Origin of the sequence: Cellulomonas sp. Y8 (genome assembly GCF_008033115.1) — a bacterium.
In the GTDB taxonomy this organism is placed as follows: Bacteria; Actinomycetota; Actinomycetes; order Actinomycetales; family Cellulomonadaceae; genus Cellulomonas.
Genome location: NZ_CP041203.1, coordinates 1,118,745 through 1,134,376 on the forward strand (window position 1 = coordinate 1,118,745; position 15,632 = coordinate 1,134,376).

Consider the following 15,632-nt stretch of genomic DNA (forward strand, 5'->3'; position numbering starts at 1 on the left):
TCAGAGCTCCTTCAGCGCGAGGGCGGGGTCGGGGTCGGCCACCAGGGCGACCTCGTCGGGTCGGACGTCGGACGGGCGCGGGACCGCGCTGCCCGGGAGCAGGACGGCGGCGCGGCCCCAGGCGACCGCGCGGCGCAGCCGGTCCGGGGGCGGGCCGTCGGCCGCGAGGTAGCCGGCGAGGGTCGAGTCCCCCGCGCCGACCGTGGACACGGGGACCAGGCCCGGGCCGCCGGCCCACCAGGAGCCCCCGTCCGCGACCAGGAGCGCGCCGTGCGCGCCGAGGCTGACCAGCACGGCGGCGGTGCCGAGGGCCTGGACCGCCCGCGCGGCCGCGAGGACGTCGCCGACGGTCACGAGCTCGTGGCCCGCGAGCTCGGCGAGCTCCTCGTCGTTGGGCTTCACCAGCGCGAGGCCGCCGTGCCGGACGGCGGCGGCGAACGGGGCGCCCGAGGTGTCCAGCACGACCGGGACGCCGTGCCGCGCACCCAGGTCGGCGACGGCGGTGAAGAAGTCGTCGCCCAGCCCGGCCGGCAGGCTGCCCGCCGCGACCACGGCGGTCGCCCCGGCGAGCTCGGACTCCACCGCGGCGAGCAGCGCCGCGACCTCGTCGGGGGTCAGGGCGGCGCCCGGCGCGTTGATCTTGGTCGTCGCGCCGCTCGACTCGGTGAGCGTGATGTTGGACCGGGTGTCGCCGGCGACGGGCACGGGCCGCGCGTCGACGCCCTGCGCGGCGAGCAGCGCGACGACCTGCGCGCCGTCCGGCCCGCCGGACGGCATGACCGCCCGGGACGCGACGCCGTGCGCGGCGAGCGCGCGGGACACGTTGATGCCCTTGCCCCCGGGGTGCAGGTGGGTGGCCGCGGCGCGGTTCACCTCGCCGACCGCGAGCCGCTCGAGGTGCAGCGCGCGGTCCAGGCTCGGGTTCGGGGTGAGCGTGACGACGCGCGGCGCGCCCCCGGCGGTCATGCGCGCACCACCCGCGTGCCGGCGGCCTCGACCTCGTCCGCGAGCTCGGGCATCACCCCGGAGTCGGTGACGAGCGTGTCGACCTGCTCCAGCGACGCCACGTGCGCGAAGTCCGCGCGGCCGAGCTTGGTGTGGTCGGCCAGCACGACCGTGCGCCGCGCCGCGGTCACGAGCGCCCGCTTCACGGCGGCCTCCGCGAGGTCCGGCGTGGTCAGGCCGTGCTCGACGCTCAGGCCGTTGGTGCCGAGGAAGGCCGTGTCCACGTGGATGTCCGCGAGCTCGCGCAGCGCCCAGGTGCCGACCGCCGCGAGCGTCCGGCCGCGGACCGTGCCGCCGACCAGGTGCAGCGTGATGCCGGGCCGGGTCGCGAGCACCGTCGCGACCGGCAGCGCGTGCGTGACGACGGTGAGCTCGCGGTCCGTCGGCAGCAGCTCCGCCAGCCGGACCGTGGTGGTGCCCGCGTCGAGGATGATCGCGCCGCCGGCCGGCAGCTCCTCCAGCGCGGCCTTGGCGATCCGGTCCTTCTCCCCCGACAGCAGGCCCTCGCGCTGCGCCAGGCCGGGCTCGAAGCCGAGCTGCTCCACCGGGATCGCACCGCCGTGCACCCGGCGGACCAGCCCGTGCCGCTCGAGGACGGTGAGGTCGCGGCGCACGGTCTCCGGCGTGACGTCGAGGGTGGTCGCGAGCGAGGCGACGTCCACGCGCCCGTCCCGTCGCGCGGCCGCCAGGATCTGCTGCTGGCGCTCCGTTGCGTACACGTCGCCTCCGTCGGGTCCGGGTCGTCTGCACGGCCGACCCGGGCGCCGAGGGGGCCCGGCGCTGGGCGGCTGCGCGATCCAGCATGCCGCAGTCGGACACGGAAACGCAAGCAATCAAACCGACTCGGACTCAAACACGAACGAAACGGGCATCCGCCCACGCCCGGGACCCGCGCCCGAGCCTCGAGTGGACCGGGGTGGAGCGTTCTGCCCGACACGCCGGGGTGTGCCGGGCAGAACGCTCCACCTGCTTCCGGTGACGCGTGCCGCACGCCCCCCGACACGACGAGGGCCGCGGCTCCCCCTCGGGGAGCCGCGGCCCTCGGTGCGCGGGTGCCGGCGTCAGCGCGGCTGGTACGGGGAGACCACGATCTCCACGCGCTGGAACTCCTTGACGTCCGAGTACCCGGTCGTCGCCATCGCCCGACGCAGCGCGCCGATGAGGTTGAGCGAGCCGTCGGCGGTGTGGCCCGGGCCGAACAGCACCTGCTCCAGCGTGCCCGCCTGGCCGACCTGCACCCGCTCGCCGCGCGGCAGGTGCGGGTGGTGCGCCTCCGGGCCCCAGTGCCAGCCGCCGCCGGGGGCGTCGGTCGCGCGGGCCAGCGCGGCGCCGAGCATGACCGCGTCCGCGCCGCAGGCGATCGCCTTCACCAGGTCGCCCGAGCGCCCCACGCCGCCGTCGGCGATGACGTGCACGTACCGGCCGCCCGACTCGTCGAGGTAGTCCCGGCGCGCGGCCGCGACGTCCGCGACCGCGGTCGCCATCGGGGCGTGGATGCCCAGCGACACCCGGGTGGTGTGCGCCGCGCCGCCGCCGAACCCGACGAGCACGCCTGCCGCGCCCGTGCGCATGAGGTGCAGCGCGGCGGTGTAGGTCGACGCGCCGCCGACGATCACGGGCACGTCGAGCTCGTAGATGAACCGCTTGAGGTTGAGCGGCTCCGCGCGGCCGGACACGTGCTCGGCCGACACCGTGGTGCCGCGGATGACGAACAGGTCGACGCCCGCGTCGACGACGTCCTTCCAGAACTCCTGCGTGCGCTGCGGCGACAGCGCGCCGGCGACCGTCACGCCGGCGTCGCGGACCTCGCCGACCCGGCGGCGGATCAGCTCGGGCTGGATCGGGGCGGAGTAGATCTCCTGCATCCGGGCGGTCGCCTCGGCGGCCGGCAGCTCGGCGATCTGCGCCAGCAGCGGCTCCGGGTCCTCGTACCGGGTCCACAGGCCCTCGAGGTCGAGCACGCCCAAGCCGCCCGCGCGGCCCAGCGCGACCGCGGTCGCGGGGCTCATCACGGAGTCCATCGGCGCCGCCAGCACCGGCAGGTCGAAGTGGTACGCGTCGATCTGCCAGCCGACGGACACCTCCTCGGGGTCCCGGGTGCGCCGGGAGGGCACCACGGCGACGTCGTCGAAGGAGAATGCGCGCCGTCCCCGCTTGCCGCGGCCGATCTCGATCTCGTTGCTCACCGGGACAGGCTACCGGCGCGGGCGCACGACGCGGGCCCCGCCGCGGCGCGCGACGGGGCCCGGGTGGGTGGTGCGGCTCAGCCCGCGACCGCGTCCACGACCGCCGCGCTGAACGCCGGCAGGTCGTCCGGGTTGCGGGACGTGATCAGCGTGGCGCCGGCGGCCTGCGACACGACGACCTCCTCGTCGACCCAGGTGGCGCCGGCGTTCCGGAGGTCGGTGGCGAGGCTCGGGTACGAGGTGAGCGTGACGCCGTCCACGACGCCGGCCTCGATGAGGGTCCAGGGGCCGTGGCAGATCGCGGCCACCGGCTTGCCGGCACCGAGGACGGCCTTCACGAGCGCCTGCGCGTCCTCCTGGGTGCGGAGGGTGTCGGCGTTCACCGTGCCGCCGGGGATGACGAGCGCGTCGATGTCGTCCGCGGACACCTGGTCGAGCGTGCGGTCGACCGGGTACTCGCCGCCCGGGTCGAGGTCGTTGTTCACCGCGCGGACGGTGCCGGCCTCGGCGGACACGAGGACGGGGGTGCCGCCCTCGTCGGCGACGGCCTTCCAGGGCGTGGTGAGCTCGGGCTCCTCGATGCCCTTCGAGCTGGTGAGGAACGCGACGGTGCGGCCGGTCAGGCGGGCCATGACGACTCCTTTCCGTGGGGCTCCCCGCGGTCCGCGGGGTCTGCCTCCACCCTCACCCGGACGGCCGCCGGTCGCATCCGGGCCGGGCCACACGCCGCGCGGGGTCCCCGGGAGCGTCGGTGGCCGGTGCGATGCTGGCCGCGCAGGAAGGAGAGGGAGACGCATGACCTGGACCGACGGGCCGCTGCTGGGGTTCGACACCGAGACCACCGGCGTGGACACCGACCACGACCGCATCGTGACGGCCGCGCTCGTCCGGCGGGACCGCGACGGCACCCACGTGCGCACCTGGCTCGTCGACCCCGGCGTCGAGATCCCCGAGGGCGCCAGCGCCATCCACGGCATCAGCACCGAGCACGCCCGGGCGCACGGCGTCGAACCGCGCGGGGCGCTGGACGAGATCGCCGCCGCCATCGCCGAGGCCGTCCGCGAGGGCGTGCCGGTCGTGGCCTACAACGCCTCCTTCGACCTGTGCCTCCTCGAGTCCGAGCTCCGCCGGCACGGCCTGCCGACCGTCGAGGACCGCCTCGACGGCGAGCTGCGCCCGGTCATCGACCCGCTCGTCCTCGACCGCGCCGAGGACCGGTACCGGTCCGGCAAGCGCAAGCTCGTGGACCTGTGCGGCGTCTACCAGGTGGTGGACACCGGCAGCCTGCACACCGCCGACGTCGACGTGGTGGCGACCCTCGACGTGCTGGAGCGGATCGTCGGGCGGTTCCCGCACCTGGGCGACCTCGACCTGGTCTCGCTGCACGACTACCAGGTGACCGCGCACCGGGCGTGGGCCGAGGCGTTCAACGCCTGGCGCGCCGAGCGCGGGCACACCGGCCCCGGCGCGGAGTCGACGTGGCCGAGCCGCGCGGCGTCGCGGGCGGCGGCCGCCGCGGGGGCGCCGGGGACGGGCGCACCGCTCGAGCCGCTGCCGGCGCGCCGGAGCCGGCGCCCCAGACCGTCGCCGCCGCGCCGGCCGCCGCCGCGCACGTCGCCGCTCCCGTCGCCGCCGCGCCCGCGCCGAACCTCGCCGCCCGGGTCACCGGGCGGATCGCCACCCAGCCCGCGCTCCCCGTCCGCGTGACGCCGGAGCCGGTCGCCATCCGGCACGACCCGGCCGCGACCGCCGGTTCGCCGGCCGCCCGATCCAGGACACGCTGATCGCCTGACCTGCGTCGTTCGCCTGGGCGCAACGCCGCCCATGAGGTCGGGATCAGCGCAGCCGCGGGCCGCGCACACGATCTCCCCATCCGACGCCGTGCCGATATCTCATCCATGAGTTAACGTCGTCGTCGTGACCCTGACCAACCCGACGACCGGAGCCGTCCCCACGGTGACCTCGTCCATCCCCGTCGTCACCCCCACCCTCCCCGAGCAGCTGGCCCACGTGGGCTCGCTGGTCCGGTCCGCGCGCCGCCACCGCGGCCTGACGCAGACCCAGCTCGCCGAGCTCCTCGGCACCAGCCAGTCCGCCGTGCACCGCATCGAGCAGGGCGCGCAGAACCTCAGCCTCGACATGCTGACCCGGATCGGCGCCGCGCTCGACTCCCCGATCGTCACCCTCGGCGGCCCGCAGCACACCCCCACCTGCGGGTGCGGGGCGGCGCGCAGCTGTCCGGCCGGCTCGACGTGAACACGTCGAAGAACGGCGCGGTCGCCCTGCTGTGCGCCTCGCTGCTCAACCGCGGCACCACGCGGCTCAAGAACGTCGCGCGGATCGTCGAGGTCGACCGGATCGTCGACGTGCTGCGGTCCGTCGGCGTCCGCGCCACCTGGTCCGCCGACGGCCGCGACCTGGAGATCGTCGTGCCGAAGGACCTCGACCTCGAGGCCATCGACGTCGACGCCGCCCGCCGCACCCGGTCGATCATCATGTTCTTCGGTCCGCTCCTCGGGCAGCGGGACGAGTTCCGGCTCCCCTACGCGGGCGGCTGCGACCTCGGCTCCCGCACCGTCGAGCCGCACATGATCGCGCTGCGCCCGTTCGGCCTCTCCGTCACCGCGAGCGGCGGCCGCTACCTCGCCCGCGTCACCGACCCCGGCACCGAGAACCTGTCGATCGTGCTCACCGAGCGCGGCGACACCGTGACCGAGAACGCGCTGATGGCCGCGGCCCGGCGCCCGGGCGTCACCACCATCCGCAACGCCAGCCCGAACTACATGGTCCAGGACCTGTGCTTCTACCTGGAGCTGCTGGGCGTCCGGGTCGAGGGCATCGGCACCACGACGCTGCGGGTGCACGGCAGGGCCGACATCGACGCCGACGTGGAGTACGCGGTCTCGGAGGACCCGGTCGAGGCGATGAGCCTGCTCACCGCCGGCATCGTCACCGGCTCCGAGATCACGGTCGGCCGGGTGCCGATCGAGTTCATGGAGATCGAGCTCGCGACCCTGTCCGAGATGGGCCAGCGCTACACGCTGTCCGAGGAGTACACCGCGCACAACGGCCGCACCCGGCTCGTCGACATCACGGTGCACCCGAGCGAGCTGCGCGCGCCGCTGGACAAGATCCACCCGATGCCGTTCCCCGGCCTCAACATCGACAACCTGCCGTTCTTCGCGGTCATCGCCGCGTGCGCGACCGGGTCGACGCTGGTGCACGACTGGGTCTACGAGGGCCGGGCGATCCACCTGACCGACCTCACGCGGCTCGGCGCCGACGTGCGGCTGCTCGACGCGCACCGGCTGCAGGTGTCCGGCCCGACCCGCTGGTCCGGTGCCGAGGTGTCCTGCCCGCCGGCCCTGCGCCCCGCCGTCGTCATCCTGCTCGCCATGCTGGCGGCGAAGGGCGAGAGCGTGCTGCGCAACGTCGACATCATCGCCCGCGGCTACGAGGGGCTGCAGGAGCGGCTCGTCGAGCTCGGCGCGCAGATCGAGACGTTCCGGGACTGACGCCCCACGCACGACGAAGGACCGGGAGCGCGTGCTCCCGGCCGTTCGTCGTGCGGCGTGTGCTCAGCGCACCGTGTAGTTCGGCGACTCCGAGATCATCTGCACGTCGTGCGGGTGCGACTCCTTGAGCCCCGCCGGCGTGATCCGGACGAACTTCCCGCGCTGCTGCAGCTGCGGGATCGTGCGCGCGCCGACGTAGAACATCGACTGGTGCAGGCCGCCGACCAGCTGGTGCGCCACCGCCGCGAGCGGGCCGCGGTACGGGACCTGGCCCTCGATGCCCTCGGTGATGATCTCGTCGTCGGTCAGGTCGCCCTGGAAGTACCGGTCCTTGGAGTACGACCGGCGGTCGCCGCGGCTCTGCATCGCGCCCAGCGACGCCATGCCGCGGTAGCGCTTGAACTGCTTGCCGTTGACGAACACCAGGTCGCCCGGCGACTCGTCGCAGCCCGCGATGAGGCCGCCGACCATCACGCTGTCCGCGCCGGCCACGAGGGCCTTCGCGATGTCGCCGGAGTACTGCAGGCCGCCGTCGGCGATGACCGGGACGCCCGCGGGCTTCGCGGCCAGCGAGGCCTCGTAGACCGCCGTGACCTGCGGGACGCCGACGCCGGCGACCACGCGGGTCGTGCAGATCGAGCCCGGGCCGACACCGACCTTGACCGCGTCCACGCCCGCGTCGACCAGCGCCTGCGCGCCCTCGCGGGTCGCGATGTTGCCGCCGATGACCTGGACGTGCCTCGTGCCCGGGTCGGACTTGATCCGGCGGACCATGTCGAGCATGAGCCGGGCGTGGCCGTTCGCGGTGTCGACGACGAGCGCGTCCACGCCGGCCTCGACCAGGGCGGACACGCGGTCCCAGGCGTCCCCGAAGAAGCCGACGGCCGCGGCGACGACCAGGCGGCCGCTCGCGTCCTTCGTGGCCATCGGGTACTGCTCGGACTTCACGAAGTCCTTGACGGTGATGAGGCCCTGCAGGCGGCCGTCCGCGTCGACCAGCGGCAGCTTCTCGACCTTGTGCTTGCCGAGCAGCGCCGCGGCGTCGTCGTTCGAGATGCCGACCGGGCCGGTGATCAGCGGCATCGACGTCATCGTGTCGCGGACCCGGCGGGTGGTGAACTCGGCCGGCGGCACGAACCGCAGGTCGCGGTTGGTGATGATGCCCAGCAGGCGGCGGTCGTCGTCCACGACCGGCAGGCCGGACACGCGGTACTTGGCGCAGAGCGCGTCGAGCTCGGCCAGCGTCGCGTCGGGGCCCACGGTCACGGGGTCGGACACCATGCCGGACTCGGAGCGCTTCACCAGGTCGACCTGGTGGGCCTGCGCCTCGATCGAGAGGTTGCGGTGCAGCACGCCGATGCCGCCCTGGCGGGCCAGGGCGATCGCCATGCGCGACTCGGTGACGGTGTCCATCGCGGCGGACACGAGCGGGATCGACAGGGAGATCTCACGCGTGAGCCGGGTCGTGGTGTCGACCTCGCTCGGGATGACGTCCGTCTCGCCCGGGAGCAGCAGGACGTCGTCGTAGGTGAGACCGATGAAGCCGAACGGGTCGGCGGGAGCGGCGGATCCAGGGGTGCCCAGGTCGGTCATCCCCCGATGATACGGCCGCCGGTCGGAGGACCCGGCCGCCGGCCGGGGTGACCTGCGCGACGCCGGGCGCGCGCGGACGCCCCGTCCGGGGGCGTCCGCGCCGGGCGTCAGCGGATGAGGCCCTTGCGCAGCCCGATGGCCACCGCCTGCGCGCGGTCGGCGGCGCCGAGCTTGCGGAACAGCCGGCGGGCGTGGGTCTTGATCGTGTCCTCGGACAGGAACAGCTCCTGGCCGATCTGCGCGTTCGACCGGCCGTTGCTCATGCCGACCAGCACCTCGACCTCGCGCTTCGTGAGCGAGACCTCGTCACGGCCGGTGGACTGCGCGGGCAGCTCCACGCGGGCGACCACCGGGGTCGGGGCGCTCGCCACGCCGCCGTGGGCGTGCGCGGCGGCGAGGCCGTCGTGCGGCACCGCACCGGGCGCGCCGGGGATGCCCGGGCTCGCCAGGATGTGCGCCGCGACCGCGGCGAGCTCCGCCCGGCCGACGTCGGGGGCCAGGTACCCGCGGGCGCCGAGCGCGATCGCCCGGTCCAGCGCGATCTCGTCGCCGGGCACCGCCAGCATCACGACCGTCGACTGCGACGGCACCGCGCGCAGCCGGCGGATCGCCTCCACGGGGCCCGGGGTGGGCAGGTGCGCGTCGAGCAGCACGATGGTCGGCGGCACCCGCCGCGCCAGCGTGACCAGCTCGTCCACGGACGCCGCCGCGCGCACCGGGGCCAGCGCGGGCACACCGAGTGCCGTCAGGACGATGCGCTCGCGCACCGCCGTCGATCCGTGGCACACCACGACGCCCGCCATCGACCTCCGCCTTCCGCCTGTGCCAGGACCCTGGCGGATCCGGCTTCCTTCCTGTATCGGCCGGATCGGCGCCGACGTTAGCGTCCAGGAAGAACCCAGGTGTCAGGCGGAGACGGCCAGCACCTCGTGGACCAGGCCCGGAACCGTGCGCACGCGGTGCACCTGACGACCCAGCGGGACCTCCCCGGCCGCCTCGTCCGGCACCATCACGAACACCGGCAGCTCGGCGTGCGCCTCCGCCACCGCACCGACGAGCCCCAGGTCGGGGGCCGTCTGCTCGCTCAGCAGCACCACCGCCGACGGCGAGGTCATGGCCGCGATCTCGAGCAGCCGGTGCCGGCCCGTGGGCCCCGCGACCACGCGCGCGTCGACGCCGGCGTCGGCCAGCGCGCCCGCGAGCACGTGCAGCGACAGCGGCCGAGGTTCACCCGGTGCCGCGAGCAGCAGGACGATCCGGCGGCGCGACGGGTGCCGCGGGACGCGACCCGAACGGTCGCGGAGCACCGCCAGGGCCGCGGCGGACACCAGCGCGTCGGGCTCGTCGCCCGGGCGGGCGAGCACGGTCCGGGACGCGATGCCCGCGCGGGCGGGCGCGACCAGGTCGGACCACCAGCGGACCAGGTCGCCACCGGCGGGGAGCGCGAGCTGCCGGGTCACCTCGGCGGCGTCGGCCCGGAGGGCGGCGTCGATGACCGAGGTGGGGGTGGCGGGCCGGGGCGGGCGCCCGGCGCGACCGCCCGGCGCCGCGGGCGCGCGGGACGAGGCCGGGGCGCCGGGGCGCGGGTCGCCGGTCGCCGCGTCCTCGGGGGCGCGCGCGGGCGCGTCGGGGACGGCGCTGAGGTGGCGGCCCGGGCCGGCGGGCGTGCCGGGCGCGTCCGGGCCGGGCGTCGCACCGGAACCGGTGGTCGCGTCGGGACCGACGCCCGAGCCGGACCCGGCGGCCGCGCCGGGACCGGCGGTCGCGTCGGGACCGCCGGTCGCGCCGGGGCCGGGAGCCCCGACCGGGCCGTCGGCGTCCGCGGCGGCGCCGTCGGCGCGGTGCCCGCCGTCCCCGGCCCCGCGGTGGGCGCGGACGCCGTCGTGCTCCGGCGACGTCACGGGGTCGGGCACGACCCCCGGCGCGCCCTCGCGGGCCAGCCGGGCGGCGTCCGCCGGGGGCACCCCGTCGAGGGTCAGCGAGCGCATGGCCATCAGCCGCGCCAGGTCGGCCGCGCTGTACCGGCGGTGCGCGCCCGCCGTGTGCTCCGACGGACCGAGCCCGTAGCGGCGGTCCCAGGTGCGCAGCGTGGCGGGGGCGACCCCGAGGCGCGACGCGACGGCGGCGACGGTGAGGATCGGCCCGTCGAGCTCGACCGCCTCTGTCGCGCGGTCGTCGGGGCCCCGCCCGGCGTCGCCGGTCGGCTCCTCGTCCTCGCTGTGCTGCATCTCGTCCGTCTCGTCCCCGCCGCCGGTCCCGCGGCCCGTCCTCGATTGTGCCGGGGATCTGGCGCGGTTTCCAGCGGCGGCGGACCGGACCGCGCCAGCACGCACGACCGCGCCGGACCAACCGCGCCACGAATCGCGTCAGTGCTGGTCGACGCGCTGAAGCGATTCGCGCCGAACCGATTCGCGACACGGTCTTGAACAACTGCTGGCGCGGTTGTACTGTCCTCATCAGTGCAGTTCAGCCGACGCACCAGGGACCTCGGTCCCAGGGAACGGTCGTCGGACGGACCGCCCCCCGCACGTCATCAGAACGGCGCCACCGCGCCGAGTGGATGGAGGACCCCCATGGCCGAGATCTCCCGCCTCCCGGGACCCGTGATGGAGCTCTGGGAGTGGCAGTACGAGGGTGCCTGCCGCGACGCCGACCAGGACCTGTTCTTCCACCCCGAGGGCGAGCGGGGCGCCGCGCGCCGCCGCCGCGCCGAGGCGGCCAAGGCGATCTGCGCGACCTGCCCGGTCATCAACGAGTGCCGCGAGCAGTCGCTCGCGGTCCGCGAGCCGTACGGCGTCTGGGGCGGCCTCTCCGAGGACGAGCGCACCGCCGTCCTCGCCGAGCGCGCCGGCCGGACGACCCACCAGGCGATCTGAGCCGCGCGGCGTCCGAGCCGCCGACGGCCCGGACGCCGCCACCTGAGCGTGGCGACCGAGCGCGGTGCGACACCGCGCGGTCGCCGTCCACGAGCGACGGGGCCCCTCCGCATGCGGAGGGGCCCCGTCGTGCTGTCAGGCCCGCGCCCGGCCGCGGGAGGCGCGCCGCCGACCGCGCCCGTCCGGCGCCCCGCCCGCCCGCGCGCGCCGAGCGGGTACCCGACACGTCGAGCGCGCAGCCGGCGACGACGCGCTCGACGTGTCGGTTGCCCTCTCGACGGCGGGACGCGCCGCGCACACAGGGGCCCCGGACGCGACGAGGGCCCCCTCCGTCCACGGAGAGGGCCCTCGTCAGGCGTCCGCCGGCCCGCGCGGGCCGGCGGGGGCGTCACCTGGTGACGACCGCCAGGATGTCGCGCGCGGAGAGGATGAGGTACTCCTCGCCGTCGTACTTGACCTCGGTGCCGCCGTACTTGCTGTAGATGACCTTGTCACCGACCGCCACGTCGAGCGGGACGCGGTTGCCGTTGTCGTCGATGCGACCCGGACCCACGGCCAGGACCTCGCCCTCCTGGGGCTTCTCCTTGGCGCTGTCCGGGATGACGAGACCGGAGGCGGTCGTCTGCTCCGCCTCGAGCGTCTTGACGACGATCCGGTCCTCGAGCGGCTTGATGGAGACCGACACAGCGGACCTCCCCTTCGCGTGTGAGTGCTGCCTGATGTCCGTTGTCGCCCCGTCGGTCCTGCCGTCGTCGCGGGTGCCGGCCGAACTGCGGTGCGCTGGCACTCCCACGAGGAGAGTGCCGATCAGCACTCTAGGAACCCGTCAGCACTCGGTCAAGGCGAGTGCCAACGTCCGGGGGTCGCGCGTCACATCCGTCCGCCCCGGCCGCGGCGCCCGTCGTCGGCCCGCGCCGCCGTGCGAGGATCGCGGGATGGACGCGTCCGGCCTCGCCAAGCTGCTCAGCCCCGAGGGCTGGGCCCTGCTGTCCGCCCTCCCCCCGTACGACGAGCGGCACGCGATGGCCCTGTCCGAGCGCCTGCGCAAGGACGGCTTCGACGCCGACCTGGTCGCGGCGGCGCTGACCCAGTCGCGGCTGCGAGCTAGGGCGCACGACAAGCTCGGCGAGTTCGCGGACGGCATGCTGTTCACCCCCGCGGGCCTCGAGCAGGCGACCCGGCTGGTGGTCGCCGCCCGGCACGCGCGCCGGTACGCGGCCGCGGGCGTCACCCGCGTCGCCGACCTGACCTCGGGCCTCGGCGCCGACGCGATGGCGTTCGCGGGCGTCGGGCTGCGGGTGCTCGCCGTCGACGCCGACGAGACCACCGCCGCCCTGGCGACGATCAACCTGCGCGCGTTCCCCGAGGCCGAGGTCCGGCACGGCGACGGCCTGGCGGTCGACCTCGCCGCCGAGGGCGTGGACGGCGTGTACGCCGACCCCGCGCGCCGGACGTCGGGCGGGAGCCGGGTGTTCGACCCGGCGGCCTACGCCCCGCCGCTGGACGACGTCCTCGCCCTCCGCGAGCGCGTGCCGGCCCTGGGCCTCAAGCTCGGCCCGGGCGTGCCGCACGGCGCGCTGCCGGACGACGCCGAGGCGCAGTGGGTGTCGGTCGACGGCGACGTCGTCGAGCTCGGCCTGTGGTTCGGCCCGCTCGCACCCGAGGGCCCCGGCCGGTCGGCGCTGCTGCTGGGGGCCGCCGGCGGGTCCGCCGTGCTGCGCGCCGCCGGCGAGCGGTCCCGCGCCGAGGTCGGGCCCGTCGGCGCCTACCTCTACGAGCCCGACGGGGCCGTGATCCGCGCCGGGCTGGTCGCCGAGGTCGCCGCCGAGGTGCAGGGACGGCTCGTGGACAGCACGATCGCCTACGTGACCTCCGACGCGCTGCACGCGACCCCGTTCGCCACGGCCTACCGGGTGCTCGACACCCTGCCGTTCGGCCTCAAGCGGCTGCGGGCCTACCTGCGCGAGCGCGGCGTCGGGTCGCTGACGATCAAGAAGCGCGGCACCGCGGTCGTCCCGGAGCAGCTGCGCCGCCAGCTCGACCTCCGCGGGACGGCCGCCGCGACGATCGTGCTCACCCGCGTCGCCGGCCAGCAGCAGGTGCTGCTCGTCGAGCCCGTCGGCGCCGCCGCGTGACCACCCCGACCCGGCTGCCGTTCGCGCGGTCCGAGCGGTCGACCGTCGGCATCGAGTGGGAGCTCGCGCTGGTCGACGCCGACTCCGGCGACCTGCGCCAGGTCGCCAGCACCGTCCTCGACGCGGTCCGCCCCGCCGGCGCGGCCGAGCACCCCGCGATCAAGCAGGAGCTGCTGCTCAACACCGTCGAGGTCGTGTCCGGCGTCTGCCGCACGGTCGGCGAGGCCGGCGCGGACCTGCAGCGCGCGGTCGACGAGGTGCGCACCGTCACCGACCCGCTGCGCGTCGAGCTGATGAGCGCCGGCACCCACCCGTTCGCGCGCTGGGCCCAGCAGAAGGTCACGGACAAGCAGCGGTACGCCACCCTGATCGACCGGACGCAGTGGTGGGGCCGGCAGATGCTGATCTACGGCGTGCACGTGCACGTCGGGATCGAGGACCGGGACAAGGTGCTGCCGATCTCCCGTGCCCTGCTGACCACGTTCGCGCACCTGCAGTCGCTGTCCGCGTCCAGCCCGTTCTGGGGCGGCAAGGACACCGGGTACGCGTCGAACCGCGCGCTGATGTTCCAGCAGCTGCCGACCGCCGGGCTGCCCTTCCCGTTCGAGCGCTGGGACCAGCTCGAGGCCTACGTCGGCGACATGCTGCACACCGGGGTCATCGACGCGTTCGACGAGGTGCGCTGGGACGTCCGGCCGTCGCCGAGGTTCGGCACGATCGAGGCCCGGATCTGCGACGGCTCCCCCAGCCTGCTCGAGGTGACGGCGCTCGCCGCGCTCACGCACTGCCTCGTCGAGCACTTCTCCACGCTGCTCGACCGCGGCGAGGAGCTGCCGACGATCCCGCCGTGGTTCGCCCAGGAGAACAAGTGGCGCTCGGCGCGCTACGGCATGGACGCCATCATCATCACGAACGCGGCGGGCGACGAGGAGCTCGTGACCGACGCGGTCGCGCGGCTGCTGGTCGACCTGGAGCCGGTCGCCGAGCGGCTGGGCTGCGCGACCGAGCTCGACGCCGTGCGGGTCATCCTGCGCAAGGGCGCGTCCTACCAGCGGCAGCGGGCCGTCGCCCGGCGGAACGCCGGCGAGCTCGACGCGGTGGTGGCGTCGCTGGTCGCGGAGATGCGGGCGGGTCGCCCGCTCTGACCTCCGCGCGCGGGCCGCGCCAGGTCAGACCGTGACGGTCTCCAGCGGCATCGTCGAGTCGACGCCGATCGCGAAGTCCGACGCCGGCAGCCCGCGGCGCACGACCGCGGCACCCAGAGCGGCGATCATCGCGCCGTTGTCCGTGCAGTACTTGATCGGCGGGATGCGCAGGTCGATCCCGGCCGCGGCGCACCGCTCGGCGGCCATGTCCCGCAGCTGCGAGTTCGCGGAGAACCCGCCGCCGACCACCAGGGTGTCCACGCCGTGCTTCCGGCAGGCCGCGATCGTCTTCGCGGTGAGCACGTCGGCCACGGACGCGGCGAACGACGCCGACACGTCCTCGAGCGGGATGGGCTCGCCGGCGTCCTCGCGCGCCTCGACCCAGCGGGCCACGGCGGTCTTCAGGCCGGAGAACGAGAAGTCGTCCGCGTGCTTCGCCTGGTCCTTCGCGGCGGTGAGGCCGCGCGGGAACCGGATGGCCGTCGGGTCGCCCTCGCGCGCCAGGCGGTCGATGTGCGGGCCACCGGGGTAGGGCAGCCCCAGCAGCCGGCCGACCTTGTCGAACGCCTCGCCCGCCGCGTCGTCGAGCGTCGAGCCGAGCTCGTGCACGCCGGTGACGACGTCGTCGATCAGCAGCAGGCTGGAGTGCCCGCCGGACACGACGAGCGCCATGACCCGGTCGGGGAACAGGCCGTGCACCAGCTCGTCGACGGCCGCGTGGCCGATGACGTGGTTGACGCCGTAGAGCGGCTTGCCGAGGCCGTACGCGAGCGCCTTGGCCGCGGCGGTGCCGACGGTGAGCGACCCGACGAGGCCGGGCCCGGCCGTGACGGCGACCGCGTCGACGTCCACGAGCGTGACCCCGGCGGTGTCGAGCGCGCGCTCGATCGTCGGGATCATCGCCTCGAGGTGGGCGCGGGAGGCGATCTCCGGGATGATCCCGCCGAACCGCGCGTGCTCGTCCATGGAGGACGCGACGGCGTCGACCAGGAGCTCGCTGCGGTCGGCGTGGGCGCGGACCAGGGCGACCCCGGTCTCGTCGCAGGACGTCTCGATCCCCAGGACGAGGGGCGCTTCAGGCATGTCCCCGAGTCTAGGCCGCGCGCCCCGGTCCCCTTGCGCGTGCGGCGCACGCCGCGCGCGCGCGCGGTGTGACACGGTTCACGCAGGCAACAGG

The 15,632-nt window shown here is 75.5% G+C and carries 13 protein-coding genes and 1 pseudogene; 5 read left to right on the forward strand and 9 right to left on the reverse strand.

Going from position 1 to position 15,632, the window contains the following annotated elements; genetic code table 11:
* From pfkB to FKM96_RS05000, 4 genes are all read right to left on the reverse strand, one after another.
* Positions 1-966: a 1-phosphofructokinase gene (gene pfkB / locus FKM96_RS04985; protein WP_147794305.1), complete on the reverse strand. Its 966-nt coding sequence runs from the start codon at positions 964-966 to the stop codon at positions 1-3.
* Positions 963-1,724 carry a DeoR/GlpR family DNA-binding transcription regulator gene (locus tag FKM96_RS04990; RefSeq protein ID WP_147794306.1) on the reverse strand — a complete coding sequence of 254 codons (762 nt, stop codon included), beginning with the start codon at positions 1,722-1,724 and terminating at the stop codon, positions 963-965. Before FKM96_RS04990 ends, pfkB begins: the two co-directional genes overlap by 4 nt.
* A 342-nt stretch (positions 1,725-2,066) precedes the next feature.
* Positions 2,067-3,191 carry a GuaB3 family IMP dehydrogenase-related protein gene (locus FKM96_RS04995; RefSeq protein ID WP_147794307.1) on the reverse strand — a complete coding sequence of 375 codons (1,125 nt, stop codon included), beginning with the start codon at positions 3,189-3,191 and terminating at the stop codon, positions 2,067-2,069.
* 77 nt (positions 3,192-3,268) lie between these two features.
* On the reverse strand, positions 3,269-3,823 hold the full coding sequence (locus FKM96_RS05000; RefSeq protein ID WP_147794308.1) for a type 1 glutamine amidotransferase domain-containing protein: 555 nt from the start codon (positions 3,821-3,823) through the stop codon (positions 3,269-3,271).
* 163 nt (positions 3,824-3,986) lie between these two features.
* Here FKM96_RS05000 and FKM96_RS05005 point away from each other — a divergent pair, with 163 nt between their 5' ends.
* Both FKM96_RS05005 and FKM96_RS05010 read left to right on the forward strand, forming a co-directional pair.
* Positions 3,987-4,898 (forward strand): exonuclease domain-containing protein, encoded by a 912-nt coding sequence (locus tag FKM96_RS05005; RefSeq protein ID WP_147794309.1) that lies wholly within the window; start codon positions 3,987-3,989, stop codon positions 4,896-4,898.
* A gap of 249 nt (positions 4,899-5,147) precedes the next feature.
* Positions 5,148-6,706: pseudogene (locus FKM96_RS05010) on the forward strand (helix-turn-helix domain-containing protein).
* Between the two features lie 63 nt (positions 6,707-6,769).
* Here the strand turns inward: FKM96_RS05010 and guaB are convergent.
* From guaB to FKM96_RS21885, 3 genes are all read right to left on the reverse strand, one after another.
* Positions 6,770-8,299: an IMP dehydrogenase gene (gene guaB / locus FKM96_RS05015; protein WP_147794310.1), complete on the reverse strand. Its 1,530-nt coding sequence runs from the start codon at positions 8,297-8,299 to the stop codon at positions 6,770-6,772.
* A gap of 107 nt (positions 8,300-8,406) precedes the next feature.
* Positions 8,407-9,102 carry a response regulator transcription factor gene (locus FKM96_RS05020; protein WP_147794311.1) on the reverse strand — a complete coding sequence of 232 codons (696 nt, stop codon included), beginning with the start codon at positions 9,100-9,102 and terminating at the stop codon, positions 8,407-8,409.
* Positions 9,103-9,204: 102 nt separating this feature from the next.
* Positions 9,205-10,527 carry a MerR family transcriptional regulator gene (locus tag FKM96_RS21885; protein ID WP_305764242.1) on the reverse strand — a complete coding sequence of 441 codons (1,323 nt, stop codon included), beginning with the start codon at positions 10,525-10,527 and terminating at the stop codon, positions 9,205-9,207.
* Positions 10,528-10,872: 345 nt separating this feature from the next.
* Here FKM96_RS21885 and FKM96_RS05030 point away from each other — a divergent pair, with 345 nt between their 5' ends.
* Positions 10,873-11,175 (forward strand): WhiB family transcriptional regulator, encoded by a 303-nt coding sequence (locus FKM96_RS05030; RefSeq protein ID WP_147794312.1) that lies wholly within the window; start codon positions 10,873-10,875, stop codon positions 11,173-11,175.
* Positions 11,176-11,563: 388 nt separating this feature from the next.
* Here FKM96_RS05030 and groES read toward each other — a convergent pair whose 3' ends face one another.
* The gene (gene groES / locus FKM96_RS05035; RefSeq protein WP_147794313.1) at positions 11,564-11,860 is read right to left on the reverse strand and encodes a co-chaperone GroES; all 297 of its coding nucleotides are present in this window, start codon (positions 11,858-11,860) and stop codon (positions 11,564-11,566) included.
* Between the two features lie 250 nt (positions 11,861-12,110).
* On the opposite strand from groES, the gene FKM96_RS05040 reads away from it, so the two are divergent.
* Positions 12,111-13,310, forward strand: a complete 1,200-nt coding sequence (locus tag FKM96_RS05040) for a class I SAM-dependent methyltransferase (RefSeq protein WP_147794314.1) — start codon at positions 12,111-12,113, stop codon at positions 13,308-13,310.
* Entirely contained in the window at positions 13,307-14,455 is a 1,149-nt protein-coding gene (locus FKM96_RS05045) for a glutamate--cysteine ligase (protein WP_147794315.1), read from the forward strand. The genes FKM96_RS05040 and FKM96_RS05045 overlap by 4 nt, the downstream gene beginning before the upstream one ends.
* Positions 14,456-14,479: 24 nt before the next feature.
* On the opposite strand, the gene tsaD is transcribed toward FKM96_RS05045, so the two are convergent.
* Entirely contained in the window at positions 14,480-15,538 is a 1,059-nt protein-coding gene (gene tsaD, locus FKM96_RS05050; protein WP_147794316.1) for a tRNA (adenosine(37)-N6)-threonylcarbamoyltransferase complex transferase subunit TsaD, read from the reverse strand.
* Positions 15,539-15,632 lie beyond the last annotated feature (94 nt).

Excerpts from the sequence above, each read along its gene's own strand:
- pfkB (WP_147794305.1), bottom strand. The coding sequence starts at position 966 with ATGACCGCCGGGGGCGCGCCGCGCGTCGTCACGCTCACCCCGAACCCG.
- FKM96_RS05000 (WP_147794308.1), bottom strand. The coding sequence starts at position 3,823 with ATGGCCCGCCTGACCGGCCGCACCGTCGCGTTCCTCACCAGCTCGAAG.
- FKM96_RS05005 (WP_147794309.1), top strand. The coding sequence starts at position 3,987 with ATGACCTGGACCGACGGGCCGCTGCTGGGGTTCGACACCGAGACCACC.
- guaB (WP_147794310.1), bottom strand. The coding sequence starts at position 8,299 with ATGACCGACCTGGGCACCCCTGGATCCGCCGCTCCCGCCGACCCGTTC.
- FKM96_RS05020 (WP_147794311.1), bottom strand. The coding sequence starts at position 9,102 with ATGGCGGGCGTCGTGGTGTGCCACGGATCGACGGCGGTGCGCGAGCGC.
- FKM96_RS21885 (WP_305764242.1), bottom strand. The coding sequence starts at position 10,527 with ATGCAGCACAGCGAGGACGAGGAGCCGACCGGCGACGCCGGGCGGGGC.
- FKM96_RS05030 (WP_147794312.1), top strand. The coding sequence starts at position 10,873 with ATGGCCGAGATCTCCCGCCTCCCGGGACCCGTGATGGAGCTCTGGGAG.
- FKM96_RS05040 (WP_147794314.1), top strand. The coding sequence starts at position 12,111 with ATGGACGCGTCCGGCCTCGCCAAGCTGCTCAGCCCCGAGGGCTGGGCC.
- tsaD (WP_147794316.1), bottom strand. The coding sequence starts at position 15,538 with ATGCCTGAAGCGCCCCTCGTCCTGGGGATCGAGACGTCCTGCGACGAG.